The organism is Sphingomonas paeninsulae (assembly GCF_003660165.1).
Taxonomy (GTDB): Bacteria; Pseudomonadota; Alphaproteobacteria; order Sphingomonadales; family Sphingomonadaceae; genus Sphingomonas_O; species Sphingomonas_O paeninsulae.
Map to the genome: position 1 here is coordinate 587,343 of NZ_CP032828.1, position 24,520 is coordinate 611,862.

Below are 24,520 nucleotides of genomic sequence, written 5' to 3' on the forward strand. Positions count from 1 at the left end.
CTGAGGCCCACATGAACAGGATTGGATAAAGATGGAATTCACCCGACTGGGATCGACGGGCACACAGGTATCGCGCCTGTGCCTCGGCACGATGAGTTTCGGCAGCCAGCAGGACTGGATGATCGGCGAGGAGGACAGCTTTGCGATCGTCCGTCGCGCGGTCGAAGCAGGGATCAATTTTTTCGATACAGCGGATGCCTATTCACGCGGCGAAAGCGAGGAGATCCTTGGCCGGGCGCTGAAGAAATATGCGGGCAGCCGTGAGAATTATGTCGTCGCGACCAAAGTCTATATTCCGATGTCGGCGGGCGCGAACACGGGCGGTCTTTCGCGCAAACATATCATGCACTCGATCGACGCCAGCCTGAAGCGTCTCGGCACCGATTATGTCGATCTCTATCAGATTCACCGCTTCGATTATCATACGCCGATGGAGGAAACGCTCGCTGCGCTCGATGATGTGGTGAAGGCGGGCAAAGCGCTCTACGTCGGGGCAAGTTCGATGCTCGGCTATCAGTTCGCTAAATATCTGGCGCTGGCCGATCGGCTTGGCGGGACGCGCTTTTCCACGATGCAGAACCAGTACAGCCTGTTGTATCGCGAAGAAGAGCGCGAGATGAACCCGCTTTGCGTCGAGGAAGGCGTTGGCCTGATGCCGTGGAGTCCGCTGGCTGGCGGCGCGCTCGTCGGCAATCGCGCGGCGGGCACCGCCCGTTCCAAATCGGCGCTGAACGCCAAACGGTTCCAGCGGCCCGAGGATCAGGCTGTGATCGATATCGTCCGCCAGATCGCCGATGCGCGCGGCGAAAGCCCTGCTCAGGTGGCTATGGCATGGCTGTTGTCGCGGCCCGGCGTCACCGCACCGATCATCGGCGCAACCCGGATCGACCAGCTCGACGCGCCGCTGAGCGCAGTGACAACGCGCCTGTCGGCGGAGGAGATTGCGGCGCTCGAACGGCCCTATGCACCGCAACGCGTGGATCGCACGCTTGCCCGCCCGCAAGACCCATCACCTGCCGCCCCGCGCGCGGCATAACCAAACCATTATATATAAACCGGGCTTAAGAAGTAGGCGCACGCTGGCAATCGCCAGCAGAATCGCTTTGCAATTCACAGTACACTCCCCCAGAGTCTTTAACCTCACGAGAGCAAAATCCGACCGGATAGAATCGCAGGGCTTTTCATGAGGCAGGAAATCTGATTCATCCTGTGTGCTGGACGAGGAGGCCAGCATGCATGGCGAGATCGTTATCGGAAGACTTGCGGGCACGCGTAATCGCAGCGGTTGATGGCGGGCTGTCGCGACGGGCGGCAGCGGCACGGTTTGGGGTGGCGGCTGCAAGCGTGGTCCGCTGGGTCCGGGAATGGCGTGAGGCAGGGGTCGCGCGTGCCAAGCGGCAAGGCGGCGATCAGCGTTCCCATCGCATTGAAGCCTATCGCGATATCATTCTGGCGGCGATCGAGAACCAGGTGGATATGACGCTGGCCGAGTTGACCGAACTGCTGCGCCAAAAAGCGGCTATTCTATCAACTTCGCCCGTTATCATTTCAGGCATCCGCTAAAGTTAACATCGCTAATGCCGTTATAACCATGATCAGGCTTAGGGAGTGGGAATATGGGGAGCATCGGTGCGCTAAGATTGGTCTCGACAGGCAGTGAAGATTGGTGGGAATGCGTGCGATATCGCACGCTGATGGCAGCAAAACTTGTAACGACCGCAGGAGAGCACGCCGTTATTGTCCGTGAGCTTTCTGCCACACAGGCCCTGTTGAAGGGCGAAAACCTGCCCGCGATCGGCGTCGATGTGATTTTCAGCCGTCGGGGGATCAAAGTCTTTGCAACAGTGAGCTGGTCTAACGGCGCCACCGCTGGCCTTCAGTTCGAAGCGCCACTCAACGATGCCGAGATGGCGACTCAGCTCGGAGCACACTCAGTCGTCACGCCCTCGATCGAATGTCGGGCATACAGACCAGCTGTCAGGAAGCCGGTCATAACCAACGAAGAGCTTGCAACTGCGCTTGGCTGGTCGGGTGTCAGTTCAGGGGCAACGCTGAGACGGCCATGTCGCATTTCGCTTTAATGTTCGAAATTACTTTTGTTGCCCGTGCTTGCCGAAAATTATCCGTGCATGCGTGTTTTGGATCGGTTGCGCTTGAGCTGGGATGATTGTTCAATGGCGTCAATGGTCATCGACATTTTGAGGCATGCCAAGGACAACCCGCCGTCATCGAGGCGCTGAAGTAAAAGGTTCGCATCGCGAACCAGTTTCTGAATCTCGGCATCACTGGACTTGATCATCATTACATACTCTCGATCGCCCCGATATCGGCCCATCGAAATGAACACAGGATGAGTACGTTAGCGCATACGGATTAAAATTTTATTCTCCCTTCCAAGTGTTGCGAACACTGATTTGTTCGGGCGCGCGTCTCGGTTGCACAGTCTGAAAATAGGCGTCCATCTTAGATTTCGTTTCGTCGGTAAGACTGACGAAAACCCGCCGTAGGTCATGCGGGTCGGCAGTTCGCAGAATCACCCCTTCCTCGACCAGATATTTCAGGCAGCGTTGAGCGGTCGTATCGGGAACGTTCGACGCAATGCACGCGCTTGATACGCTAATATCGCGCTGTTCGCCGTCGGCGATATATAGATCCAGCAGGATATCCCAAGCGGGCTCGCCGAATAGATCGCTGCCCAGAAATCTAGACCGCGCTCTGCGCTCGTTCACCATGGCGCGGGGCAGCGACATGGTATCGATGATCACTTCGGAATAGGCTTTTTGCAGTGGCGCTTGTTCGGCGTCGGTAGGCAGATCGAGTATCTCTCGGGCGATTGAGCGCAGGCGTGCGTGGAGGTTGTGATTGTCTGAGGGCAACGAAGCGAGAGTGTTCAACACCACCTCCCCAACGAACTGATCTGATTTTTTGTGAGGCGAACGAAGCCATATTCCTTGCGTAATCGCATGGCGATGCGATCAGCTGCAAGGAGGCGTGGGGGGCAGTTGTATGCGTGCGCACGCTTTCCAAGGGTTTCCATCAGATAAGGTCCAGCTGGCGCAAACTGTTAACATCATTGCGACCCAGGATGATGTGGTCATGAACAACGATATCAAATGCGCTTGTGGATCGTATGAGTTTGCGAGTCAGAAAAATATCGGCAGCGCTGGGACTGGCATCGCCGCTCGGGTGATTGTGAGCGACAATCAGTGCCGCAGCATCGAGCTGCAACGCACGGCGTACGATGTCACGAGGCTCAAACGACGTGTCCGATATCGAACCGTGACTGACGATCTCGTCGCGGATCAGCCCATTTTTGCAGTTGAGATAAAGCACCCGTAACTGTTCCCGGCTTTCGAATGCCATTTGGATGCGAAGATAGTCGACGAGCTGCGATGAGCAGCCAACGATAGGGCGGTCGCTGACGCGATAGAGCAGGATATGCCCGAGTACTTCTCGGATGGTCGCTATTGCGACACCGATATCGCTCCGGCCTGCTGCGCTCGATATGAGTATCGGATTCGTCGCCATCACATCGCTCAGTGATCCGAATTCCTCAATCAGGGTTTCCGCACTTGTCTCGCAATCGTCGCCGACGACCGGTCTTAAGACACTCGCCAGAAGACGGACTTCGACGGTACGCCGCGCAAGCGCCGCTGATGAATCCTCGTTCCAAGCGCCAGCGCAAGAAGTGCCGGGTAGGCCCAGAAGGGTTGCGCTAGGGCATAAGCCCAAGGAACGACGGTGTGATCGATCATCATCACGATGTGCGTGATGACGGCGATAATTTGCGCTGATACCGCCCATAGAGACCATGACCTGTCTGCCCATAATGCGAGCCCAAGAAGTGACGCCAGCACGATCAGATCTACGAAAAATACGCCCAGTTGGGGGCGCATCCACATAGAGCCAAAAAGGATCGCTGCAGGGACGCTGAGAATACCACCTGCCAACATGATCGTAGCGCCCAACGTTCCGGCGGGCCTCCTGACTGCTGTGCGTAAATGCACGATGCGGTCCAGACGATCAAAAAGACAATTTACAACAATGCTGAGACATTCATTGCTGGACCAGACCAATAATTGATCTGGTCAACACCGATTATGCTGCTCCGAAGCCAATTCACTCCAATATGAAATTGCTTCATCAAGGGTCTTTCCTGCGGGCATCAGTCGCTCGATGGAATCCTGTCCGGATTTTTGACGTTGATTGAGCATGCATCTCCCCCACCGTCCCTAGACGGAATTTTCAGTTGCAACAGTGATTTGAAATGCACGGCATGGAAACCGGGACGAGTTGGTCAGGCCGCTGGCCTGAACCGATTTGCGATGGCCTCGCTGATTCGCGTGGCCAGTGCCCCCGTTGTTCATCACGGTAATAGCTGTGCATCTCTCCTCGATGATGGTGTCTCTGGCTGACCCTTGAGCTGTGATCGCGCCGCCCGACTGACACGGGCTGGTCCGGCAACTGATCAGAATTTTCAGGGCAACTTCGACCCTTCAAATGATGCCAGTTAGGTCGGGCGTTGGCCCATCCCCCGCACGGCACTAGTGCTCCAAGCACTAGATCAATCCTCAAGACTGGTTGCGTGTCCCAAAGCCTTAGGCTGCGTAGCGGCGCATTTTTTCGATGAGTGTCGTACGACGGAGGCCGAGGATACGCGCGGCCTCGGCGATGACGCCACCGCTGCGCTCGATGGCTTCATTGATATAACGACCTTCGATCTCGGCCAATACATTGCGCAAGTCGATGATCCCGGCACCAAGCAGCGATGTTGTCGCAGTCGGTGCGGCTGGAGCTGTAATGGCCATCGAGCGTAGTTCGACGGCAGTGGTGGTCGGTGTCCGCGACAGCAATCGGGAGACCTCGTTAGCACCGATCGTCTCGCCGGGATGGAGGATGACTGCGCGCTCGACGAGGTTGCGCAATTCACGCAGATTTCCCGGCCAGTTGTGGTTCGCCAGCCGGGCGATGCCGTCTGGTGCAAAGCGCACCGAGCCGCGCCGGTCACCGAGGGTTGTCAGAAAGTGATCCATGAGGATCGGTAGATCGCCGGTGCGCTCGGCCAATGGCGGCAGCTCAACCGGAAAGACTGCAAGGCGATAATAGAGATCTTCGCGAAATCGACCGTCGAGGATAGCCGCTTCAAGGTCGCGATGCGTAGCCGACACAATCCGGACATTGACAGGAATGCGCGTTCGGCCCCCGACGCGTTCGATAACCCGCTCCTCGAGCACACGGAGCAATTTGACCTGCATGTCATGCGGCATGTCGCCGATTTCATCGAGGAACAACGTGCCGCCGTGCGCCTCTTCGAAGCGGCCGATGCGTGTGGCATGAGCGCCGGTGAACGCTCCTTTTTCATGCCCAAAAAGCTCCGATTCAAGAAGGTCGCGCGGAATGGCGCCACAATTGATTGCGACAAAGGGGCCTTTGCTTCGGTCGCTTTCAGCATGGATTGCCTGAGCGACGCGCTCCTTTCCGCTACCTGAGGGCCCCGTGACCAGCACCGATGCATTGCGATGAGCGACCTGAGTAACGAGCGAACGGACCGCTCGCATTCGGCTGCTTTCACCACAAAGCAAAGTCTGTGCCGATACTTTGGCGTCCAAGGTCTTGATGCTTGATATGGTCATGATTGTCGTTCGCCCCACCCCGAACAATCGATCTCGTTCGGTTCGTGGATTATTAGAAAACAAGGATGACAAAACCTTTCGGAATCGCCCCAATACGGGGATGGTTAACATCTGGGATTCACAAATTATCGCACTCAGCCGCTTTTTTGATGGGAAAACCGTGGTCGAGTGGCGCAAGGGCAGGGCGTAAATTTGCCCCTAATCGGTTTATTTTCCCCGGATTGGCGGGCGGTTCTTGCAAAATACCACTGTTTGGACGTTAGCACCTTTAAGGATTTTCGGGTTTTGCCCTTCAGGTCACCGTGACCAGGTCAGGGTGATCGACATTCTCCGGTTGCGAGGATCGAGCCTATCTGAAGGTACATAGGGCTCGCGGTCGGCGACGCCTTCGATCCGCGCATAGCGCGGCGCTGCCACGCCGGCCAGAAGAAGAGCTTGCCGCGTGGCTTCGGCGCGTGCGGTCGAAAGCGTCCAGTTGTTTCTTGTACCACGGACGCCATAGGGAATTGAATCTGTATGGCCCCGCACGATCAGATCGTTCGGCACATCGGCGACGACTTTGGCGACTTCGGATACAAGATCGCGCGCTTGCGGAGACAGTTGATCGGTTCCAGAGGCGAACATCGCGAAATCGGCTTCATCGACGATGTCGATGCGAAGGCCGTCACGCGTATCGGTGAAGCGGATATTTTTCAGGAGCCGCTTCATTCCGGCCTTGGAATCGATCCTGACCTGAAGCGCGCGCTTCAGGTCTTCAAATCTTTTGCGGTCGGCGGCCTTTGGGTCGCCGCCCATGATGTTCGCACCGCCCGTCGAATCCTTGGGGATCGTGATTGAGCGATTGCCGACGCCACTGGCGCGATTGGGGTAATTGTCTTTTGCCGTAATTGAATCGCCGCCAAACGGCCCGTTCGAACCCGCGCTGTTCTGGCGCATCTCGACAAGCGTTGGCGAGAAGTAGTCAGCGATCGACTTGCGTTGCTTCTCGGTTGTCGCCCCGAGGAGCCACATCAACAGGAAAAATGCCATCATCGCCGTTACGAAATCTGCATAAGCGACTTTCCACGCGCCGCCATGGTGCCCAGCATGCGGGGCCTCGATGATCTTCTTGACGATGATCGGGCGGACGGGCGGTTCGTTAACCCCGCGTTTGACAGGTGGCTTGGCCATTATTTTCCGCGCATACCATCAAATACCTCAGCAAAGCTCGGCTGAACACTGTGCGCCAGACCCGAGCGCGCGGCTTCAATGACCAGTGCCTGCGGATGTCCATGAAGCGAAGCGACGATAATCTGTTTGACCACGCCATAGATCGCACCATCCTCTTCAAGGACGGCTCGCGCCTTGGTCGCAAATGGTCCCACAACGCCATAAGCCAGAAGCACACCTAGGAACGTGCCGACAAGCGCTGAGCCGATCATCGCTCCAAGAACGGCGGGCGGCTGATCGATCGATCCCATCGTTTTTACGACGCCGAGCACTGCGGCGACGATTCCGAGCGCGGGAAGGGCATCGGCCAGATTTTGAAGATTGTCGGCTGGACCCATCGCTTGGTGGTGATGCGTTTTGATCGCATTATCCATGACGTCTTCGACCGCGTGTGGATCGAGCAGCCCGGAAGATATAACAACAAGGCGTAGCGTGTCGGTGATTAGATGAATAAGCGTTTTGTCTTTCAGCAACCGCGGATACTCGTTGAAGATGGTCGATGCGTTAGGATCCTCGATATGCGGCTCTACGGCGACAGGTCCCTCAATCCTGAGCATCTTCATGAGGCGCGATACAAGAAAAATAGTGTCGAGATAGTCCTGCTTCTTCCAGGAAGGACCTTTGAAGATCTTGGCCACGCCGCCACCAAGCGCCTTCAGCTGAGCACCTGAATTGCCGGTGATCAGCGATGCGGCGGCGGCACCCCCGATGATCAACATCTCGTGCGGCAGCGCCTCTAACACAGGCATCAGATTGCCGCCGGTGATTGCGAAACCGCCAAAAACCATCGCCAGCAGAACGAGAAGGCCAATGGCTGGAAACATGAAGCGTTGGTCCTTGTGCTGAATTGAAAGCGTTGAGCGTGTCTTAATTAACGGACGGACGCCGCCAAACTTTAGGAATGGGATCGATCTTGTGTACCGATGCTCGCTTCAGCCTATCCAATAAGGTCGAAAAGCGTCTGCTTGTTGACCTTGGCGAAAATGGCCTGTGCGGCGTTGAGGCTGAGTTGGTCGGCCGAGATATGCGCAATTGTCGCGGCGACGTCGGTTTGCTGGAGCGAGGAAAGCTCTTCGGTACCATTGGTCGATACGGTTGTGAGCCGATTTGCGACCGCGTCGATGCGCGCCGCGCGCATACCTTGTTCGCCATTGACGGCCGAAATATGGTCCGATGCGGCACCAACATCGCTAACCGCCGCGGCCCGCGCCGCAGTGGACCCCGACATGGCGGCCGCCGCATTGCGCAGAATCGTTGCAATGTCGAGCGCCCCGGATGGCAGCGTCACAGTAAACGCATCGCTCACGGTCGTCGTAGCGGTTAGCGTCAGGTTTTTACCCATGGGGATCTGCAAAGCCGCGCCGCTCGGATAGAGCCGGGCTCCGCTGGAATCGGTTTCAGCCGAAAGACCGTCGATCTGGTCCGCGAGATTCGCCAATTCGGATGCGATGGACGCGCGGTCTGAAGTACTGAGCGTGTCGCTTGCGCCGCTCGTCACCAGTTCGCGTGCGCGCACCAATAGCGTACCGACGTTGCCTAGATTGCTGTCGACTCTTGCTGCGAGCGCGGTCGCCGCACCGATGTTCGTTTTCCAGGCGACCGCGTCGATAGCCTCTCCGCGCAGCACCGCAATCCGTGCGGATGCTGCAGGATCGTCCGAGGCGCTCTGCAACCGCATGGTTGTGGAGATATCCGACTGCCCGCGGGCGATACGCGCTGACAGGGCCGTCTGGCGCGCAATGTCGGTATCGATGCGAAAGCGTGTTCCATTTATCATCAGCTGATCTTCATGATGGCGTCGACTGTATCTTTGGCCGCCTGAATGACTCGCGCGGCCGCCTGATAGGCCTGCTGAAATCGCAGCATGTCGGCGGCTTCACGATCGAGATCGACGCCTTCAACGCTATCGCGTGCTGCGTCGGCGGTGCTCTGCCGCGCGGCGGTCGAGGCTTCAGCCGTTTTCGCAGTCGCCGTCGTTTGCGCCTGAGCACTCACGATGTTTGCCCAACTTGCCTCGACGCCGCTTGATGCACGCAGATCTGACAGCGCAAGGGCGTTACCATTGGCAGCACCGGTCGTTGCCGCTGCGACAAGATCGGGATTGGATACCGTTGCGCTGAGACCAAGGGCCCCACCGGTTGTCGTGAGCAGAGCGACGCCGGGCGTCCCGGCCGGCGTTTGCCCTGTCGCCTGCCACTGGTTGAGCGCTGTGGTGAGGTCACTGGCAACGGTGTCGAGCGATGCGCGCCGGTCCGCAACGGTGTTGGCAGCTGTCGCCAACCCCTGAAGTTCGCCGCTTATCGGCGTGAACGGGGTGTTGGCGATACTGAAGCTGAGCCGCCCGTCGGAGGCTGTGACTGCAAGCATCTGCGCGGCGGTGCCGTTTGTAACCAAAGGCTGGTTTCCACTGGCGAGTGTTGCCGAACCGTCGGGGGCGACCGTCACGGTCACGTCAAGGCGCTGTGCGATCGTGTCGATTAAATTGTCACGCTGATCGGACAGCTCGTTATACCCTGTCGTTCCCGGCGGCGTATGCCGGATCGCTAGGTTGACGGTTGCCAAGCTGCTCATACTTGCGTTGAGCGCGTCGACAGCGACGCGGGTTGCATCGCCAATGCCGACCGAGGCGCGCTGAAGGTCGCCCGCGCTGGTGCTTATGACCTGGGCAGTCTGGGTTATGCTCGTCAGAAACGCACTGCGCGAGGACCGCGATGCCGGATCTGCAGCGAGCGTGTTGCCCGCTGCGAAAACCTGGGCAAGCGAAGCGCCAACGCCTGTCGCGCTATCGTCCAGTCCGTTTTCGGCAACGGTCATCCAGTTCGAAATCGCCGCCGCCGAGCCGTGCGCCGATGCCGCGATTCGAGACTCACTGGTGCGAAACATGTCGGTTGCGCGATTGATCGCTGCGACATCCACCCCGCCGAAAAAAGTCGAATTCGTATATAGAATATTGGGCTTCGAACTCGCGTTACCTTCGGTGAGCTGCGTTGTGCGGCGCGCATATCCAACAGTTTGGGCATTGGCGACATTGTCACCGACGGCCCCGAGTGCCGTCTGGTAGGCGCGGATTGCGGAAGCGCCGATCGCAAGCAGATCGCCGCTCATTTCGCTTGATCCTTAAACTGTTTTTCAAGCATCTGCGCGATCCCGAATTTTCCCGCCATTGAATCCGCCAGCCTGGCATCGGACATGTCGCGAAACTGGTTGCTTGCATTCGAACCGAACACGTCCTCACCAAGCGACGGGCTGCGCATCGCTCCGATCATCTGACGTAAAAAGACAGCTTCGAAGGATTTGGCCGCCTTGACCAGCGGCGTTGCCGCAACTGTTGCTGCTGCTTTGGATACTGGCGCGATCATAGCACGATTAACTCCGCTTTCATGGCACCGGCCTGCTTCAGCGCTTCGAGGATGGCGACAAGGTCGGCCGGCGATGCGCCGATCTTGTTGACCGCAGCCACAATATCACTGAGCGAAGCTCCTGGAGCGAGTTTGAACATGGGGTTCCTGGTCTCTTCAACGGCTATTGTGCTGGATTGTTGAATCGCGGTCTGGCCTTGCGAGAAAGGTGCGGGCTGAATCACCCTCGGATCCTCATCGACACGCACTGTCAGCTTGCCATGTGAAACCGCTGCTGGCGATATCCTGACTGCACCGTTGATGACGACGGTGCCGGTTCGGGCGTTGACGATAACGCGCGCAGGCGCATCCGCCGGTTTGACGTCGATATTTTCGATGGTCGACATTAGCGCGGCACGCGCGGTTGCGCCCATGGGGGCATCGATCGCAATCGACACACCGTCGATGGCATGTGCGCGACTGCCACCGAGCCGCAGATTGATGACGTCGGCAACGCGCTGTGCGGTTGTCAGGTCGGCTTCGGACAGGTCAAATTGGAGTCCGGGCGCGGTGGCAAAACCGCTTTCCACCGTCCGTTCGATTGTTGCCCCGCCGGGGATGCGTCCGGCGCTCGGAACGTTGACGGTGAGCTTCGATCCATCGGCAGCTTCAATACCCAGGCCGCCAACCGCAAGATTGCCCTGCGCCATCGCATAGATTTCGCCATCCGCGCCACGTAGCGGCAGCATGATGAGCGTGCCACCGCGCAGCGACTTGGCCTTGCCGAGCGCCGAAACCGTGATATCGAGCCGCTGTCCGGGTTTGGCAAAGGGCGGAAGTTCGGCGGTAACGAGCACCGCAGCCGCATTTTTGAGCGCCGGATTTACGCCAGCCGGAAGCGTCAGGCCGAAGCGGCTGACCACGCCGCGCATAGCCTGGGTAGCATAGTCGAGACTGTCGTCGCCCGTGCCTGCGAGCCCAACGACCAGGCCATAGCCGGTCAGCTGATTTTCGCGGATGCCCTGAAATGTTCCCAGGTCCTTGATCCGGTCGGCGAGTGCCGGGGTCGCGACAAGAGCGATGAAAGCAAGAAAATAGCGCATTAGAATGGGCTCACGATACTGAAGACTTTTTGCAGCCAGCCTTGCCGACTGGCGCGGGCGACTTCTCCCTTGCCGGTATAGGTAATCTTGGCGTCGGCGACGCGTGTCGATGGAATACGGTTGTCGGGACCGATGTCGACGAGGCGTACCAGCCCTGAAAGGCGGATGGTTTCGTCGCCGCGATTGAGCGTCACATTCTTCTCGCCGCGGATGAGCATCGTGCCATTGGGATAGACCGCAACGACAGTGACGCTGATTTCGCCAGTCAGAGCGTTTGACTGTGCGGCCTGGCCCGCGCCTTTGAACGCCTGTGAACCGCTCATGGCGACGTCGGATCCGCTGAACAAGGCGAGCGGTCCCGAGGTTGGCGGGTTGAGACCGATGCTGCCGTCGCGTCCTGCCGTCTGCGTCGCCGACTTGGTCGCCTGCGTTCGCTCGACGAGCGCGATCGTGAGGATGTCGCCCACCGCGCCTGCGCGCGCGCCACTGGTTAACGCCGAATAGCCTCCCGATGCCTGGAAAATAGCGCCGTTGGCGGGTGTTATGAGGGGGCGGCTTGCCAGCGTGGGTCCGAAATCTTGGGGAGGGGCCTTGCCCCCGGTGAGGAGGGTCAGTGCCGCGACCATGGCTGCAGGCCTAGAGCTGTTGATTGACATATTTCAGCATTTCATCGGTCGCGCTGATCATCTTGGAATTGACCTCATACGCACGTTGGGTTTCGATCATGTCGACCAACTCTTCAACGACATTGACGTTTGAGGCTTCGAGCGAGCCCGATTGGATATTGCCGCGGCCATCGACACCGGGCGCGCCCGCCTGAGGCGCGCCGCTCGCGGGTGTTTCGAGCAGCAAATTACCACCGACTGATTCAAGACCGGCGGGATTGACGAACCGTGCGGTCTCGATCTTGCCAAGTTCGGAGACCGCACCATCGACGGTGGCTGATACGGTTCCATCGGTCCCGACGGTGATCGACGACGCCCCGTTCGGGATGGTAATAGGAGGCAGGACCGGCAAACCCGACGAGGTTACGATCGCTCCCTCTGAAGACCTGCTGAAATTGCCCGCGCGCGTGTAGGCGGTCTTGCCGTCGGGAGTCTGGACTTGGAAATATCCTGCACCCTCGACTGCGAGGTCGAGGGCATTGTCGGTTGTCGTGAATGATCCTTGCGTGTCGATCTTGGCGGTTCCTGTCATCTTGACGCCCGAGCCGAGGGAGAGACCCACAGCATATTTGTTGTCGGCCGATGAAGGTGCTCCTGGTGTCGTGATCGACTGATAGGCCAGCGTCTCGAAATTGGCGCGATCCCGCTTGAAACCGGTCGTGTTCACGTTTGCCAGATTGTTTGAGATGACGCGCATGCGCGTGTTCTGGGCATCAAGCCCGGTCCGGGCGACTTGAAGTGCAGCATTGGCCATGATCAGTTCCTCAGTTCGGCAATTTCATGAGCGAAGCGGTCTCGCTGTCGAGATCGCGGGCAGTCGTCAGCAGCTTGACCTGGGTGTCCCAGGCTCGCTGGGCGTCGATCATGTCAACGAGCGCTGTCGTCGCGTTGACATTCGAGCCCTCGAGCGATCCCGATGTCAGTTTGGCATCGGGATCGGAGGGCAGAGCGCCGCCGCCGCGAACGCGAAATAGCCCATCGACGTGCTTGACGACATCAGACCCTGTGGGCGATGTAAGTTTCAGTCGGTCGATGAGTTGAGGCTGATTGGCATCCCCTCCGGCAGGTACCATCCATACCGATCCGTCGGCATTGATCGAAACCTTGTCGGCCGGAGGAATGGTCAGTGGACCATTCTCGCCCAGCACGGGATGGCCATCACCGGTTGTGAGCAAGCCACTGTCGCTGACCGTTAGGTCGCCGCGCCGTGTATAGGCCTCGTCCCCATCTTCGGCCTGCACGCTCAGCAGTGCATCGCCCTGAAGCGCGACATCAAGGGGCCGACCAGTTTGCGTGATCGTTCCCCCTTGCATGTCGGCGGACACGACTTCTTCGGACGCAAAGGCGCGGTCGTTCAATCCGGCACCTGTCAGCCAGACCGGACGAACGCTGGCCATTTCCGCGCGAAAGCCCGTTGTCGAGGCGTTTGCGAGATTGCTGGCCGTTACCGCCTGTCGGGCCATCGCCGATCGTAGGGCCGACAGCGAGGTGTGGATCAGCTTGTCCATGATCAGACGCGCAGGTTAATGATCGAAGACATAATGGTGCCCTCGGTTTCGAGAGCTTTGGCATTGGCCTGAAAGTTGCGTTGTGCGCCGATGAGGGCGACCAATTCCTCGGTCACATCGACGTTGGCACTTTCGAGAGCCCCCGAATGAATCGATCCGAGCGGTCCGTTTTCGGCTGAATTGATCATCGGCGGCCCGCTATTGCCGGTCGATTGCCAATGGGCGTCGCCAATGGGTTTCAGACCGTCTTCCGACGGAAAACTTGCCATGGCGACCTTGCCGAGCATGCCGCTTGTACCATCGGCATAGGTGGCCGTTACAAGACCGTCCTGACCGATAGAGATATTGGCCAGGGCCACGGTCGGATCACCGGGTTTACTCGCCGGAAGTTGGAGCGTTGTCAGATCGCCAAGGCCGGTTCCCGTGACATTGCCACTGGCATCGACCGGAAGCACCTGAAGCTTTTGCCCAGTGGCGTCGAGCACGTTGCCGTCCTTGTCGGGGGAAAAGGCACCGTTACGCGTGTAACTGGTTTCCGAACGCGGTGGGTCGCCCTTGACGATGAACATGCCCTCGCCTGCAATCGCCAGATCGAGCGTTTTGCCTGTCGATGTCAGCGTCCCTTGGGTAAACTGCTGCTTGATTGATTGGAGATGCGTGCCGAGCCCGGCGATTTGCTGGGTTGACTGTGTCGGGGACGACGCAAACAGATCGCCAAAGGCGGCGACGCTCTTCTTGAAGCCGTTCGAGCCGACGTTGGCGACGTTGTTTGAAATCGTCGAAAGGTCGGACTGTGCGGCTTTCAAACCAGTGAGCGATGTGTTGAAGGACATGAATGATCTCCTGTTAGCTGAGTGAGATTGCAGCGCTCGGTGCGATGAGGCCGTTGGGGGTCACGAGCCGCTGGCTCGTGCCGCTGCCGGGGGACTGAACGGCCGTGATCGGTGTCCAGACATTGGTCGTGGTTGCGACGGTAGTGGTGCCGCTCTTGGCGGTTACGCGGACGCGGAGTGCATCGCCGGTGGTGTTTCCATCCCAATGGAATGGCATCGGTCCCGTGCCGCCGCCAAGATCCTGAGTGTTGAGGATCAGGCCGTTCTTGTCGAGGAGGTCGACAATCACGCTATCGGCTTTGGTATCGAGGTTGATTTGGCCCGAATAGGTGCCCGTAGTGCCCTTGTTTACGAAGTCTGCAGCAACCAGAGCACTTTTTCCGATCCAGCCCGCCGCATCGGCGACCCGCGTGGTGTCGAGTTGTGCCGCGATCGCTTTCAGCGATGCATTCATCTCGGTAATGCCCGCGACGCTGGAGAATTGCGCCATCTGTGCAACCATCTGCGAGTTATCCATCGGATTGAAAGGATCCTGGGCATTCAATTGCGTTGTCATCAGCTTCAGAAAGCTGTTCTGGTCGAGTGCAGCGGATCCTGTTGCTTTTGTCGTCGCGTTCAGTGCTGTCAGCCCGCTTGTGTCTATTGTTGTGGTCATTTACCGATCCTCAAAGTGTCAAGAGTGAGTGATTTTGCAGTTTCAAGAACCTGCACATTGTTTTGATACTGGCGTGCGGCCTCGATCATTTCGACCATTTCTGCTGTCGAATCGACGCCGGCTTCCCAGACGTCGCCGTTCTTGTCGGCCATCGGATGATTGGGTTCATGGCGCCGGGTCGCGGGCGTGTTCGATGCGATCACGCTGTCGACCTGAACCGTGGCCACCCCGGGCTGATCGCCCACCGCGCGAAAGATCGGCTTGAGGGCGCGAAAGGCACCGGCCTCGGTTCCCGATACCGAGCCCGCATTGGCGAGATTGGATGCCGTGGTGTTGAGGCGGACAAGTTGCGCGGACATCGCTCGTCCGGCTATGTCAAAAACGTTCATCGCCATGACTATTCTCCCTTCAATGCGCGCGTGATGCTGGCGATGCGGCTGTCGAGAAAAGCCAATGTCGTGCGATATTGAACGGCGTTTTCGGCAAAGGCTGTCTGTTCGGTCGGCAATTCGACGGTGTTACCATCGAGCGATGTCTGGACGGGCAGGCGGTAGCGGATTGCCGACGCCGTATCGCTGCCTTGCTGGGCGAGGCCCATCGCAGTTTTGAAGTCGATGTCGCGCGCTTTATAGTTAGGCGTCGCAGCGTTGGCGATGTTGGAGGCTAGCATCGTCAGACGCTGCGAGCGCAGCGCGAGCGCTGTGCCGTGTATCCCAAAAAGTGCATCTTCTGCCATGATCGGACAAGCCCCCAAAAGTCGCTAAGTCGGGTATCAGACCAGCGATGTCGGATACTCAGCAAAGAGCGTGCCAAATGTATCGCGTTGCCCTTTGTGATCAGAAATATGGCTAATATCTAAGGGTTTTGGCCAATTGAGGCGTTGGCACGGAAGATGCTGGTTGGGCAGGGCACAACCAAGGATTTGCTCGATGACGTCAAAATTTCGACATGCCGCGTTCGGTTTGCTCCTGATACCCCATATTGCTCTTGCCGACGGGTGGCAGAATCTTGACACCGTCGACGCCGCAGTAGCCTCGTCGCTCCCCCCGGCGCGACCGCCACACCTATTGATCGACGAATTAAGCTGGCGCCTTGCCCGGAGACGCTCGTGTTAGAACCTCCGGTAGCAGGTGGCGTTATCGTACGATGCCCCAGCCTTGGTTGGCGGCTTCGTGCTCTGCTTACATTTCCTGCGGCGCACGCGCGTACGGATACGATGGGGCCGATTGTCGTCAGGCGAGGCGATACTCTGACCGTCGTCACGGGTGCCGATAGCTTCAGTGTCGTCAGCGCCGGGATCGCCGATAGCGATGGTCGCGTCGGCGATCGTGTCAAGGTCAAGATGACGCCTGCAGGTCCAGCAATCGTTGGCCAGCTCACCGATCCGGGCACCATACGAATTTTTTAATTTAAGTTTTTGCGTATCCTGCCGTTCTTGAGTTTGTATATTTGGGAAGATGACGTGATGGTCGATATAATCAGGCTTGGCGCCGCACAGCCACTGGATCCGGCGACGTTGCACCGAACCACCGCGCAAGCGGTGCCGACAAGCGCGCCCAAACCGGTTTCGGCAGCGGAGCCCGCGATGGCGACACCTTCGGCGGTCGCCATGATTGCTTCTCGCGGTGCGCCGCTCGACATGGCATTGGTCAACTCGGTGCGCGCCGCGATCGCCGAAGCGCGCTACCCGGTTGAGCCCGACAAAATTGCAGCGCGCATGATCGAATCCTACCTCGCGGCCGACAAATGACTTCAGTCGCGGTGCTCCAGGATCTGACGCTTGCAAACGCGCGCCTTCTTCAGGCACTCGACGAAAATGACACCGATGCCGTCAACCAAGCCGTGGCCGTCATGACCAAGGCTATCGAAGGGGTAAGTCCGCTGGCGCATGCGCTCACGGTTAGCGAAAGTCGCGACATGCTCGATACTCTGTCGGGATCGCTTGGCGCAACCGCACAGCGCGTTGAAGACATGACAGGCCTCTTGCGCCGTCGTCGCGTCATTATGGCACTCCCCACTCTGAAGAAGACGTGCTGGCAATCGAGCGCCTGAGCGTCGTCGGAATTACTTCAGGATCAACAGAATAACCGAATACCGAACCGGATTTTGGGGTTGGTCCCCCGCCAGCCGGTTCGGCAAGGCCCCGATGCATCCCCACCCGCGTCGGGGCCAATTTTTCAATAAATCGGGCGGTCTATTTGCCAAGCGAGAGGGGGATATGCGTCGCGCGGGGCACAAGCCCACGCATGCCGGGCACTGACAGGTACCCCTCCCAGCCGTCTTCGGTCTCCTCGGTCAGAACTTCGAGCCAGGGATTGATAAGCGTGGTAGCCGGCACAGGCTTTTCGTTGGGAAAGCGCGGGTTCGATTCAAAGCCGAAGATCAGGAGGCGCAGGTCGATCCCGACCTGGGGCGCGGCAAGCCCGACACCATTGGCGGCGTGCATCGTCTCGTAGAGGTCCGCGATAATCCCCGTAAGCGCGGACACATCGCGCTCCTCGATCGATCGTGCGACTTGCAGTAGCGGGGGGTCGCCCATTTTGAGGATTGTGCGGATCATGGTTTGCTCAGCGTCCGGGTCATTCAAAGGGGGGGAGGGCGCCTTGATTTCTGGCGTCGACAAAAGTCGGGACATCGTACCATCCTGAAAGCATCGGGAGCCACGATGATCCCGAGTAGCCGCTGGCAAAGGAATTTTTCCTAACGTGGAGACAGCATATCTTTAGTCACTTGGCGCACGATAGCGGTTAGACTGTCGAAACTAAGGCTATTTGTGAGAGCAGCATGGCGGACAACGAAACCTATACACCGCCAAAAGTATGGGTCTGGGACAAGGCAAATGGCGGTGAGTTCGCCAACATCAACCGTCCGATCGCCGGCCCGACGCACAATCAAGATTTGCCCGTCGGTCGTCATCCGCTGCAGCTTTACTCGCTCGCCACACCGAACGGACAGAAGGTCACCATCCTGCTCGAGGAACTGCTCGCGCTCGGCCATAGCGGGGCCGAATATGATGCCTGGCTCATCCGGATCAATGAGGGCCAGCAGTTCGGCAGCGGTTTCGTCGATATCAACCCCAACTCGAAAATCCCTGCATTGCTCGATCGTTCGGGCGCGGCGCCGGTGCGCGTTTTCGAATCCGGCGCGATCCTCACCTATCTGGCAGAAAAGTTCGGCGCGTTCCTGCCAACGGATGCAGTGTTGCGTGCCGAGACATTGTCCTGGCTGTTCTGGCAGATGGCCAGCGCCCCCTATCTCGGCGGCGGCTTCGGCCATTTTTACGCCTATGCGCCTATCAAGATCGAATATGCGATCGACCGCTTTTCGATGGAGGTGAAGCGGCAGCTCGACGTGCTCGACCGCAGGCTTGCCGAAAGCACCTATCTGGGCGGCACTGACTACAGCATCGCCGACATTGCGACATGGCCCTGGTATGGCGCGCTCGTCCTCGGCAATGCATATGGTGATTCCGCCGAATTTCTCTCGGTGCATGAGTATAAGCACGTCCTACGCTGGGCAGGTACGATTGCCGAGCGGCCTGCGGTCAAGCGCGGGCGGATGGTCAACCGGGTCAATGGTGATCCTGCCGAGCAATTGCGCGAGCGGCATACCGCAAGCGACTTCGAGACGCGCACGCAGGACAAACTGGATCAGGAAACGGCGTGACGGCCGCGTGCTTTTGTCTCGAGTTCGGTAACCTCGAGATATAGGCTTAGGAAGGCAATCGCTGTGCCATTCGGGCGCATTGCGACCTTTAGTCACGGCGTGGTGGAGCAGCGTCAGCGTGCAAAGATCTATCTTGCCACCTCGAGCGGGGTGGCAGCAGTCGACCAGAGCACGAACATGACGTAATCGCGGGAGCGCTGACCGATGGCCTCTGATTCGAGATTGCTGGAAGGTTGGTTGCCCCCGATAAGATGGAGAACGGGCTCACGATTTTGGACCGGGCCCAACATCAATCGAGGACAAACCCGGGGACCGGCTGCTCGCCTTCCTGGATGGCTTATGACCCGATGCCGGCTTTCGCGCGCAGCGCATCGAGCCAGTCGCGCGACATCGCCTCGACCCGGTCGCGAAGGTCGTGCACCGCATCCGTGATGGCCAGGAGATCGTCGCTGCTGATCTCGTAGTTGGTCGAGTACCTGGCCTCGACATAGGCGCGTTTTGCAAGTTCAAAGCGCCGCCGGTCCAGCTTGGTCGCACGTGGCCAGCTGTCGATGAGCCGCGGCTCCTTGTCTTCCGCAAGCGAGCACAAAAACTTGATATTGTGCGACCGCGGAACGTAATGAGTGCGAACAAGCAAGAAGCATATGTAGGCAGTTTCCGCTGCCTGATGCAGGTTGAACGCTGCGTTTTTGCTCCACGCGCTATCGTCCTTGCTTTCAGCTGAGGAGACAGCGGCCAGCTTCATCCAGCGATCAATCGCAGGAAGCTGCTCCTTAAAATAATTGCTGGCCATTTCGTACGCATCCGTCGCCGTCAGCGGCTTTGGGGTCGCGAGCACGACGCCGGGTAATTCATACAGAGCGATGCCATCGCGCGCGATGTCGACCCAAAAATACTCGCCACGCGTCAGCCCATGGTTCACCTCTTCGAGAGTGTGGACGATCATATTCACAGGGCGCGCGATCGCCGCGTCACGCTGTATTTTATCCTCCGCGACATACCAGTATTCGGCAACATCGGTCAGATCTTTGTGACTAACGATCACCAGGATATCGAGGTCCGACTGGTATCCGTTCGACGGTTCATCGACCCAGTCATTTCGGCTAAACGAACCAAACAAGATTATTTTCTGGATCTTTCCGTTCTTCTTCCAGGGCTGCGTCGCGCACGAGATCGCAACGGCAAATTCATCCAGCAATATCTGCTGCACGCGCACCAGCTCTTCTTGCTGGACTATAGGAAGATGATCGACGTCTTTTCGCACCCCCGGATTCTCGCCGTCTCCGTGACCAGTGGCAAGCCTAAAACTATGCCGAGCCGATTAAAGCTAAACCCTTCGCAAACTGAGGAGTTCTGCGCTCACTCGGCATAGTGTGACGCGCGGCATAAAGGCGTGTAGAAGCAGCAGACCAGCAGGACGCAGTGATAGTAGCTCTCGGTGGCTTGATGGAGAAGGAATGCCGATTTTTCCAGTCACGCTCGCCAACAAAAAATCTAAACCCCTTTTGGAAGCTATTTCCGCCGGTATGCCATTCGTCAAAATACTCGCGTGCCATGGCGAGTGCCTGCTCGGGCGTCTTGGGCTTGGGCTCAGGCAGATCGGTCGCATCGCTCTGGTAGAGCGCGATGCCGTCGCGGGCGATGTCTATGAAGAAATAGCGGCCGTCCGATAGCCCCGCATTCACCTCTGCAAGCGTGTGGACGATGAAGTTGACCGGGGTTCGGAGCGTCTTTGTAATCGCGAGTTCGCGGTTGAGCCGATCTTCGGCGGTCGCCCAGAAATCAACGCGATCGGTCAGCTTCTCGTGATTGCCGACAATGAGCAGATCAAAATCGGATTGATATCCTTTCGCGGTATGCGGCTCATCGATCCAGCCGCCGCGCGCATGACTGCCATACAAAAAAATCTTGGCGATGCGTGCCTGCTTCTTCCACGCCGAGGTTGCAATTGCGGTCGCATCGCCGAATTCCTCAAACAGGATCTGGACGATACGCTCGAGTTCGCGCTGCTTGGCGGGCGGCAGGTGATCGAGGTCGGTGCGCATGACATTATCCTATGGTCTCAACAGGATTTTTGCCAGAGCGGCCGACGCGGTCTTTCTGTGCGTCGGACGCAAATTTTGGGCCACCCGATAGCGGCGACCTTATGCCCCGCATCCTGTCATGGCACTGTCCTTCTCCGCGACAGTCGACGGTTACGAGTTCCATATGCGACTTAGATACCGCCTGGTCCACCGGCCAAACATAATTGGCACGAGAGTTGCTGATCACTCCCTGAATCTTGGGGAGTGTCATGGTTTCGACGGTTGCAAATGAAGCGCGTATGGCGCGCGTCCAGAACGCGATCGCGATGGCTTCTGCTCGGACCGGCGTTGGCTTTTCTTATCTTGTCCATCAGGCGCGTCTTGAAAGCAGCCTTAATCCTGATGCGCAGGCCTCCACCTCAAGCGCATCGGGACTTTACCAGTTCGTCGAGCAAAGCTGGCTGAACATTGTCGCCAAACACGGCGCAGATCACGGTCTGGGTTGGGCGACTTCGGCCATCAGCCGCGGTTCGGATGGACGGTATCGCGTCGCCGATCCCACCACGCGCAATGCCATCCTCGCGCTTCGCCGAAATCCGGAAGCGGCATCGGCGATGGCCGCTGCCTCGGCCTCGGACAATAGCGCTTATCTAACGCAGCGTCTGGGTCATCCGGTTCAGCAGGTCGATCTGTATCTTGCGCATTTCCTGGGAGCAGCGGGTGCGGGAAAGTTCCTGCAGGCTCATGACGACAATCCCTCGACACCGGCGGCGACGCTGTTCCCAGCTGCCGCGCGTGCCAATCATGCCGTGTTTTATGACCGGGCGGGTGCAATGCGCTCGCTTGGAGATATTCGTCAGCGCTTCGCCGCTCGCTTCGAAGACGAAACGCCAGCCGCTCCTGCGCTGTCGCCACGAACAGCGCCTGTCCAATGGGCACGCGCCGACACGCAATCGATCCAGTCGCCGATGTCTGCCGTTGCACCGCAAAGTGCCCGGCTGGCCTATCTGATGCTCGCTTCACTGGGAATTCAGGCATGATGCCGTCCAAAACCATAATTGCACTCTGGGGCGCCACGGCCCGTGGCGCCATCCTGCCTATCATGACACTTGCCATTGTTGTCCTGATGATCGTCCCTGTACCGAGCATCATTCTCGACATCGGCTTTATCGCCAATATCGCAATTTCGCTTGCTGTGCTGATGATCGCTCTGAACGCAGCCCAACCACTCGAATTCTCGTCGTTCCCGACGGTCCTGCTCTTCACGACATTGCTGCGGCTGTCGCTCAACGTGGCATCGACCCGCGTGGTACTGGTTGCTGGGCACAAAGGCGAAGCGGCGGCTGGCCACGTCATCGAGGCCTTCGGATCGTTTGTGATCGCGGGCAACTGGGCTGTCGGGATATTCGTGTTCCTGATCGTGATGATCATAAACCTTGTTGTCATTACCAAGGGGGCGGGGCGCGTATCCGAAGTCTCCGCGCGATTCACACTCGATGCGCTCCCTGGCAAGCAAATGGCAATTGATGCCGATTTGAACGCAGGCCTGATGACACCTGAACAAGCCAAGGCGCGGCGCCAGGAAGTCGCGACTGAGGCTGATTTTTATGGTTCGATGGACGGTGCATCGAAATTCGTAAAGGGCGATGCGGTCGCTGGGGTGATGATCCTGTCGATCAATATTATTGGCGGAATCGTGCTGGGCACCCTGTCGCATGGCCTATCGCTGCAGGACGCAGCAAAGACATATATATTGCTGGCAATTGGCGACGCTCTGGTCGCCCAGGTGCCGGCGCTGCTGCTCTCGATTGCCGCTGCTGCCATTGTTACGCGGGTTTCATCGCCGCTCGACCTTGCCGGACAGGTTACAGCTCAGTTCGGCAAATCTAGTGCCTGGATTCCGGTTGCGGCCATATTAGGATTTCTCGGCATACTTCCTGGGATGCCACACTTCATTGTCCTGCCAGCCGCGCTCGGCACAGGGGCCCTAGCCTGGCAATTGCGAAAGCGTGAAAAGCACGGCGTGATCATTGTGCCCGCGCTTCCGGCACAGCAGACCCATATCATCGAATGGAGCGACCTTCAGGAAGAGGCGGCGCTGAGCGTGGAAATCGGCTATGCTTTGATCGGCCTGGTTGATGAACGCCGTGGCGCTCCCCTGATGGCCCGGATTACCGCCATTCGCCGCCAGTTATCGCGCGAACTCGGCTTTGTCGTGCCACTGGTTCGGGTTCGGGACGACATGTCCTTGGCTCCCAATATCTACCGGCTTACTCTGTCGGGGATCGTCGTTGGCGAGGATGAGGTTTTCCCCGATGATTTTCTCGCGCTCGACAGCGGTGACATCGAAGCGCCGGTCCGTGGACATGCCGTCAAGGATCCGACGTTCGGACTCGACGCCGTATGGGTCTCGGCTGACCTTCGTTCGGAGGCGATCAGCGCGGGCTATACCGTTGTCGATGCACCGACCGTCATCGCAACGCATCTAAACCGCGCGATTGTCATCGGCGCCGCTGATCTGTTTGGAATCGACGAAGCTCAAAAACTCATCGAAGGGCTCAAGGAAAGCGCGCCCGAACTCGCCAAAGGCCTGACGCCGTTGCCCTTCGGCCTGCCCGCGATTGCCGCCTTGTGCCGCAGCCTTCTCCTCGAAGGCGTACCACTCAAGGATTTTAAACGCATTGCTCTGGCCATGGTCGAAAGCGCGCCACTTGCGGCAAACCCCAGGGCCTTGCATGAAGCCGTTCGTCAGCGAATTGGCGCACTGATCGTCCAGACCATCGTGCCCGCGCGCATGCCACTGCCAGCGATCACGCTCGACCCGGGCCTCGAACTTCTGCTCGCGCAGGCGCTGCAGGTCGGACCCGACGCTGAGTATCCATTTGAACCGGCGCTTTCGACACGCTTGGTCAACGCGGTCAACGAGGCGGCAACCCCAATGATGGCAAGCGCGCGCAGCTTTGCAATTGTCACTTCACCCACCGCGCGCGCTTCTCTGTCGCGTCTCCTGCGGCCGCATTTCCCCGAAACGCCGGTGCTATCGTTTCTCGAAATTCCCGACACAAAAGCCGTGGATGTGATCGCGGTTGTCGGCTCAGCAGGTGTCGCACCCTCAGCACTCACAAGCAACCAGGGAGATCATTCATGGCGTTAAGCGATCCCGCGGACGTTTTGACCTATACCCAGCATAAACGTCCCGACCCCGACCAGCTTGTTCGTGCGCATATGGGACTGGTCCGCAAGCTTGCTTGGCATGTTCATGGTCGGGTCTCGAACGCGATTGACATAGAGGACCTGATCCAGAGCGGTATGATTGCCCTTATTGAGGCTGCCCGCGCCTTCGAGAACCGTGGCCACGCGTTTGCGACATACGCGGGCCTGCGTATTCGCGGCGCTATGATCGACACTTTGCGCCGTCAGGCGACCCAGGGTCGCGCAGCGATGGTCAAGCGCCGCGAGATCGAAAAGGCGCGGATGCACCTCGAACGACAGTTCGGACGCACGCCGACAGACGTTGAGATAGCCGGTCTTCTCGGTCTCGACCTCACCGTCTATCGCGCGATGGCTGAAGCGGCTCAGTCGGTGCGCCATGAGTCCATCGACGAACTCTATTCCGATCATTCGATGTGGTTTGCCGATGCAGGAGACGGTGCCGATGTCGCAATGGAGCGGGGTCAGCTTCAAGCTTCACTTGCGAATGGCATCAGTAAGCTTCCCAAACGCGAGGCCATGGTTCTGCAACTGTATTTTGTTGAGGAAATGAATCTCGAGGAGGTCGGCGAAACGCTGGGCATTAGCCCATCGCGGGTCTGTCAGATCAAGAAATCCGCGCTCGAGACATTGCGTGCGTCGATCGGCGCCTGACCAAAAAAAGCGTCACGAGCGA

At 58.4% G+C, this 24,520-nt stretch carries 30 protein-coding genes and 2 pseudogenes; 11 read left to right on the forward strand and 21 right to left on the reverse strand.

Going from position 1 to position 24,520, the window contains the following annotated elements:
• Positions 1 to 31 precede the first annotated feature (31 nt).
• The 3 genes from D3Y57_RS04005 to D3Y57_RS04015 all read left to right on the forward strand — a co-directional run bounded on the left by D3Y57_RS04005 (position 32) and on the right by D3Y57_RS04015 (position 2,081).
• The gene (locus D3Y57_RS04005; protein WP_121151551.1) at positions 32 to 1,036 is read left to right on the forward strand and encodes an aldo/keto reductase; all 1,005 of its coding nucleotides are present in this window, start codon (positions 32 to 34) and stop codon (positions 1,034 to 1,036) included.
• 200 nt (positions 1,037 to 1,236) lie between these two features.
• Complete coding sequence (locus tag D3Y57_RS04010) at positions 1,237 to 1,563, forward strand: helix-turn-helix domain-containing protein (RefSeq protein ID WP_121151553.1); 327 nt, start codon at positions 1,237 to 1,239, stop codon at positions 1,561 to 1,563.
• Positions 1,564 to 1,616: 53 nt separating this feature from the next.
• Entirely contained in the window at positions 1,617 to 2,081 is a 465-nt protein-coding gene (locus D3Y57_RS04015) for a hypothetical protein (RefSeq protein ID WP_162986932.1), read from the forward strand.
• A gap of 38 nt (positions 2,082 to 2,119) precedes the next feature.
• Here D3Y57_RS04015 and D3Y57_RS04020 read toward each other — a convergent pair whose 3' ends face one another.
• The 5 genes from D3Y57_RS04020 to D3Y57_RS04035 all read right to left on the reverse strand — a co-directional run bounded on the left by D3Y57_RS04020 (position 2,120) and on the right by D3Y57_RS04035 (position 5,609).
• Positions 2,120 to 2,302 carry a hypothetical protein gene (locus D3Y57_RS04020; protein WP_121151557.1) on the reverse strand — a complete coding sequence of 61 codons (183 nt, stop codon included), beginning with the start codon at positions 2,300 to 2,302 and terminating at the stop codon, positions 2,120 to 2,122.
• Between the two features lie 79 nt (positions 2,303 to 2,381).
• Positions 2,382 to 2,894 (reverse strand): winged helix DNA-binding protein, encoded by a 513-nt coding sequence (locus D3Y57_RS04025; RefSeq protein ID WP_162986933.1) that lies wholly within the window; start codon positions 2,892 to 2,894, stop codon positions 2,382 to 2,384.
• Positions 2,895 to 3,036: 142 nt separating this feature from the next.
• Positions 3,037 to 3,705 (reverse strand): JAB domain-containing protein, encoded by a 669-nt coding sequence (locus D3Y57_RS04030; RefSeq protein ID WP_239025819.1) that lies wholly within the window; start codon positions 3,703 to 3,705, stop codon positions 3,037 to 3,039.
• Complete coding sequence (locus tag D3Y57_RS20695; RefSeq protein WP_239025826.1) at positions 3,603 to 4,007, reverse strand: hypothetical protein; 405 nt, start codon at positions 4,005 to 4,007, stop codon at positions 3,603 to 3,605. Before D3Y57_RS20695 ends, D3Y57_RS04030 begins: the two co-directional genes overlap by 103 nt.
• A gap of 591 nt (positions 4,008 to 4,598) precedes the next feature.
• The gene (locus D3Y57_RS04035) at positions 4,599 to 5,609 is read right to left on the reverse strand and encodes a sigma-54 interaction domain-containing protein (RefSeq protein WP_239025729.1); all 1,011 of its coding nucleotides are present in this window, start codon (positions 5,607 to 5,609) and stop codon (positions 4,599 to 4,601) included.
• A gap of 4 nt (positions 5,610 to 5,613) precedes the next feature.
• On the opposite strand from D3Y57_RS04035, the gene D3Y57_RS20015 reads away from it, so the two are divergent.
• Positions 5,614 to 5,823, forward strand: a complete 210-nt coding sequence (locus D3Y57_RS20015) for a hypothetical protein (RefSeq protein ID WP_205590053.1) — start codon at positions 5,614 to 5,616, stop codon at positions 5,821 to 5,823.
• Positions 5,824 to 5,933: 110 nt separating this feature from the next.
• Here D3Y57_RS20015 and D3Y57_RS04040 read toward each other — a convergent pair.
• The 13 genes and pseudogenes from D3Y57_RS04040 to D3Y57_RS04100 form a co-directional block, all read right to left on the reverse strand.
• A pseudogene (locus D3Y57_RS04040) lies at positions 5,934 to 6,803 on the reverse strand (flagellar motor protein MotB); the annotation flags it as partial.
• Positions 6,803 to 7,666, reverse strand: a complete 864-nt coding sequence (motA, locus tag D3Y57_RS04045) for a flagellar motor stator protein MotA (RefSeq protein WP_121151568.1) — start codon at positions 7,664 to 7,666, stop codon at positions 6,803 to 6,805. The gene motA and the pseudogene D3Y57_RS04040, both read right to left, overlap by 1 nt.
• 113 nt (positions 7,667 to 7,779) lie before the next feature.
• On the reverse strand, positions 7,780 to 8,619 hold the full coding sequence (locus D3Y57_RS04050; RefSeq protein ID WP_121151570.1) for a flagellin: 840 nt from the start codon (positions 8,617 to 8,619) through the stop codon (positions 7,780 to 7,782).
• Positions 8,619 to 9,947 (reverse strand): flagellar hook-associated protein FlgK, encoded by a 1,329-nt coding sequence (gene flgK / locus D3Y57_RS04055; protein ID WP_121151572.1) that lies wholly within the window; start codon positions 9,945 to 9,947, stop codon positions 8,619 to 8,621. The genes D3Y57_RS04050 and flgK overlap by 1 nt, the downstream gene beginning before the upstream one ends.
• Positions 9,944 to 10,201 (reverse strand): rod-binding protein, encoded by a 258-nt coding sequence (locus D3Y57_RS04060; protein ID WP_121151574.1) that lies wholly within the window; start codon positions 10,199 to 10,201, stop codon positions 9,944 to 9,946. Before D3Y57_RS04060 ends, flgK begins: the two co-directional genes overlap by 4 nt.
• Entirely contained in the window at positions 10,198 to 11,283 is a 1,086-nt protein-coding gene (locus D3Y57_RS04065) for a flagellar basal body P-ring protein FlgI (protein WP_121151576.1), read from the reverse strand. The genes D3Y57_RS04060 and D3Y57_RS04065 overlap by 4 nt, the downstream gene beginning before the upstream one ends.
• Positions 11,283 to 11,909 (reverse strand): flagellar basal body L-ring protein FlgH, encoded by a 627-nt coding sequence (locus D3Y57_RS04070; RefSeq protein WP_239025730.1) that lies wholly within the window; start codon positions 11,907 to 11,909, stop codon positions 11,283 to 11,285. Before D3Y57_RS04070 ends, D3Y57_RS04065 begins: the two co-directional genes overlap by 1 nt.
• Before the next feature lie 10 nt (positions 11,910 to 11,919).
• The gene (flgG, locus tag D3Y57_RS04075) at positions 11,920 to 12,702 is read right to left on the reverse strand and encodes a flagellar basal-body rod protein FlgG (RefSeq protein WP_121151580.1); all 783 of its coding nucleotides are present in this window, start codon (positions 12,700 to 12,702) and stop codon (positions 11,920 to 11,922) included.
• 10 nt (positions 12,703 to 12,712) lie between these two features.
• Positions 12,713 to 13,456, reverse strand: a complete 744-nt coding sequence (locus tag D3Y57_RS04080; protein ID WP_121151582.1) for a flagellar basal body rod protein FlgF — start codon at positions 13,454 to 13,456, stop codon at positions 12,713 to 12,715.
• A 2-nt stretch (positions 13,457 to 13,458) separates the two neighbouring features.
• Positions 13,459 to 14,289, reverse strand: a complete 831-nt coding sequence (locus tag D3Y57_RS04085; RefSeq protein ID WP_121151584.1) for a flagellar hook-basal body complex protein — start codon at positions 14,287 to 14,289, stop codon at positions 13,459 to 13,461.
• A 13-nt stretch (positions 14,290 to 14,302) separates the two neighbouring features.
• Positions 14,303 to 14,944, reverse strand: coding sequence for a flagellar hook assembly protein FlgD (locus tag D3Y57_RS04090; protein ID WP_121151586.1), 642 nt, complete (start codon positions 14,942 to 14,944; stop codon positions 14,303 to 14,305).
• The gene (gene flgC, locus D3Y57_RS04095; RefSeq protein WP_430738999.1) at positions 14,941 to 15,333 is read right to left on the reverse strand and encodes a flagellar basal body rod protein FlgC; all 393 of its coding nucleotides are present in this window, start codon (positions 15,331 to 15,333) and stop codon (positions 14,941 to 14,943) included. Before flgC ends, D3Y57_RS04090 begins: the two co-directional genes overlap by 4 nt.
• A gap of 8 nt (positions 15,334 to 15,341) precedes the next feature.
• A complete protein-coding gene (locus tag D3Y57_RS04100) occupies positions 15,342 to 15,683 on the reverse strand; it encodes a flagellar basal body rod protein FlgB (RefSeq protein WP_121152109.1) in 342 nt (113 codons plus the stop codon).
• Between the two features lie 369 nt (positions 15,684 to 16,052).
• Between D3Y57_RS04100 and D3Y57_RS20020 the strand changes: the two genes are divergently transcribed.
• From D3Y57_RS20020 to D3Y57_RS04115, 3 genes are read left to right on the forward strand one after another with little or no spacing between them, the layout of a single operon-like run.
• On the forward strand, positions 16,053 to 16,352 hold the full coding sequence (locus D3Y57_RS20020) for a flagella basal body P-ring formation protein FlgA (protein WP_162986936.1): 300 nt from the start codon (positions 16,053 to 16,055) through the stop codon (positions 16,350 to 16,352).
• A 57-nt stretch (positions 16,353 to 16,409) separates the two neighbouring features.
• Complete coding sequence (locus D3Y57_RS04110; protein ID WP_239025820.1) at positions 16,410 to 16,694, forward strand: flagellar biosynthesis anti-sigma factor FlgM; 285 nt, start codon at positions 16,410 to 16,412, stop codon at positions 16,692 to 16,694.
• Entirely contained in the window at positions 16,691 to 16,996 is a 306-nt protein-coding gene (locus tag D3Y57_RS04115; RefSeq protein WP_121151596.1) for a hypothetical protein, read from the forward strand. Before D3Y57_RS04110 ends, D3Y57_RS04115 begins: the two co-directional genes overlap by 4 nt.
• 142 nt (positions 16,997 to 17,138) lie before the next feature.
• On the opposite strand, the gene D3Y57_RS04120 is transcribed toward D3Y57_RS04115, so the two are convergent.
• Positions 17,139 to 17,504: a peptide deformylase gene (locus D3Y57_RS04120; RefSeq protein ID WP_121151599.1), complete on the reverse strand. Its 366-nt coding sequence runs from the start codon at positions 17,502 to 17,504 to the stop codon at positions 17,139 to 17,141.
• Positions 17,505 to 17,728: 224 nt separating this feature from the next.
• Between D3Y57_RS04120 and yghU the strand changes: the two genes are divergently transcribed.
• Positions 17,729 to 18,610, forward strand: coding sequence for a glutathione-dependent disulfide-bond oxidoreductase (yghU, locus tag D3Y57_RS04125; RefSeq protein WP_121151601.1), 882 nt, complete (start codon positions 17,729 to 17,731; stop codon positions 18,608 to 18,610).
• A gap of 337 nt (positions 18,611 to 18,947) precedes the next feature.
• Here yghU and D3Y57_RS04130 read toward each other — a convergent pair whose 3' ends face one another.
• Both D3Y57_RS04130 and D3Y57_RS04135 read right to left on the reverse strand, forming a co-directional pair.
• Positions 18,948 to 19,826, reverse strand: coding sequence for a HEPN domain-containing protein (locus D3Y57_RS04130; RefSeq protein ID WP_239025731.1), 879 nt, complete (start codon positions 19,824 to 19,826; stop codon positions 18,948 to 18,950).
• Positions 19,827 to 19,999: 173 nt separating this feature from the next.
• Positions 20,000 to 20,655: pseudogene (locus D3Y57_RS04135) on the reverse strand (nucleotidyltransferase domain-containing protein); the annotation flags it as partial.
• A gap of 248 nt (positions 20,656 to 20,903) precedes the next feature.
• On the opposite strand from D3Y57_RS04135, the gene D3Y57_RS04140 reads away from it, so the two are divergent.
• The 3 genes from D3Y57_RS04140 to D3Y57_RS04150 are packed head-to-tail and all read left to right on the forward strand — an operon-like array spanning position 20,904 to position 24,498.
• Entirely contained in the window at positions 20,904 to 21,674 is a 771-nt protein-coding gene (locus D3Y57_RS04140; RefSeq protein ID WP_121151605.1) for a lytic transglycosylase domain-containing protein, read from the forward strand.
• Entirely contained in the window at positions 21,671 to 23,788 is a 2,118-nt protein-coding gene (flhA, locus tag D3Y57_RS04145; RefSeq protein ID WP_121151607.1) for a flagellar biosynthesis protein FlhA, read from the forward strand. The genes D3Y57_RS04140 and flhA overlap by 4 nt, the downstream gene beginning before the upstream one ends.
• Positions 23,779 to 24,498 (forward strand): sigma-70 family RNA polymerase sigma factor, encoded by a 720-nt coding sequence (locus D3Y57_RS04150; protein WP_121151609.1) that lies wholly within the window; start codon positions 23,779 to 23,781, stop codon positions 24,496 to 24,498. Before flhA ends, D3Y57_RS04150 begins: the two co-directional genes overlap by 10 nt.
• Positions 24,499 to 24,520: the final 22 nt, after the last annotated feature.

What these genes read in the sequence shown, in the direction of transcription:
- D3Y57_RS04065 (WP_121151576.1), bottom strand. Translation starts at nt 11,283, where the DNA reads ATGCGCTATTTTCTTGCTTTCATCGCTCTTGTCGCGACCCCGGCACTC.
- D3Y57_RS04120 (WP_121151599.1), bottom strand. Translation starts at nt 17,504, where the DNA reads ATGATCCGCACAATCCTCAAAATGGGCGACCCCCCGCTACTGCAAGTC.
- motA (WP_121151568.1), bottom strand. Translation starts at nt 7,666, where the DNA reads ATGTTTCCAGCCATTGGCCTTCTCGTTCTGCTGGCGATGGTTTTTGGC.
- D3Y57_RS04010 (WP_121151553.1), top strand. Translation starts at nt 1,237, where the DNA reads ATGGCGAGATCGTTATCGGAAGACTTGCGGGCACGCGTAATCGCAGCG.
- D3Y57_RS04140 (WP_121151605.1), top strand. Translation starts at nt 20,904, where the DNA reads ATGGTTTCGACGGTTGCAAATGAAGCGCGTATGGCGCGCGTCCAGAAC.
- D3Y57_RS04080 (WP_121151582.1), bottom strand. Translation starts at nt 13,456, where the DNA reads ATGGACAAGCTGATCCACACCTCGCTGTCGGCCCTACGATCGGCGATG.
- D3Y57_RS04110 (WP_239025820.1), top strand. Translation starts at nt 16,410, where the DNA reads ATGGTCGATATAATCAGGCTTGGCGCCGCACAGCCACTGGATCCGGCG.
- D3Y57_RS04060 (WP_121151574.1), bottom strand. Translation starts at nt 10,201, where the DNA reads ATGATCGCGCCAGTATCCAAAGCAGCAGCAACAGTTGCGGCAACGCCG.
- D3Y57_RS04150 (WP_121151609.1), top strand. Translation starts at nt 23,779, where the DNA reads ATGGCGTTAAGCGATCCCGCGGACGTTTTGACCTATACCCAGCATAAA.
- D3Y57_RS04020 (WP_121151557.1), bottom strand. Translation starts at nt 2,302, where the DNA reads ATGATGATCAAGTCCAGTGATGCCGAGATTCAGAAACTGGTTCGCGAT.
- flgK (WP_121151572.1), bottom strand. Translation starts at nt 9,947, where the DNA reads ATGAGCGGCGATCTGCTTGCGATCGGCGCTTCCGCAATCCGCGCCTAC.
- D3Y57_RS04070 (WP_239025730.1), bottom strand. Translation starts at nt 11,909, where the DNA reads ATGGTCGCGGCACTGACCCTCCTCACCGGGGGCAAGGCCCCTCCCCAA.
- D3Y57_RS04015 (WP_162986932.1), top strand. Translation starts at nt 1,617, where the DNA reads ATGGGGAGCATCGGTGCGCTAAGATTGGTCTCGACAGGCAGTGAAGAT.
- flgC (WP_430738999.1), bottom strand. Translation starts at nt 15,333, where the DNA reads ATGAACGTTTTTGACATAGCCGGACGAGCGATGTCCGCGCAACTTGTC.
- flgG (WP_121151580.1), bottom strand. Translation starts at nt 12,702, where the DNA reads ATGGCCAATGCTGCACTTCAAGTCGCCCGGACCGGGCTTGATGCCCAG.
- D3Y57_RS04050 (WP_121151570.1), bottom strand. Translation starts at nt 8,619, where the DNA reads ATGATAAATGGAACACGCTTTCGCATCGATACCGACATTGCGCGCCAG.
- D3Y57_RS04005 (WP_121151551.1), top strand. Translation starts at nt 32, where the DNA reads ATGGAATTCACCCGACTGGGATCGACGGGCACACAGGTATCGCGCCTG.
- D3Y57_RS04085 (WP_121151584.1), bottom strand. Translation starts at nt 14,289, where the DNA reads ATGTCCTTCAACACATCGCTCACTGGTTTGAAAGCCGCACAGTCCGAC.
- yghU (WP_121151601.1), top strand. Translation starts at nt 17,729, where the DNA reads ATGGCGGACAACGAAACCTATACACCGCCAAAAGTATGGGTCTGGGAC.
- flhA (WP_121151607.1), top strand. Translation starts at nt 21,671, where the DNA reads ATGATGCCGTCCAAAACCATAATTGCACTCTGGGGCGCCACGGCCCGT.
- D3Y57_RS04115 (WP_121151596.1), top strand. Translation starts at nt 16,691, where the DNA reads ATGACTTCAGTCGCGGTGCTCCAGGATCTGACGCTTGCAAACGCGCGC.
- D3Y57_RS04090 (WP_121151586.1), bottom strand. Translation starts at nt 14,944, where the DNA reads ATGACCACAACAATAGACACAAGCGGGCTGACAGCACTGAACGCGACG.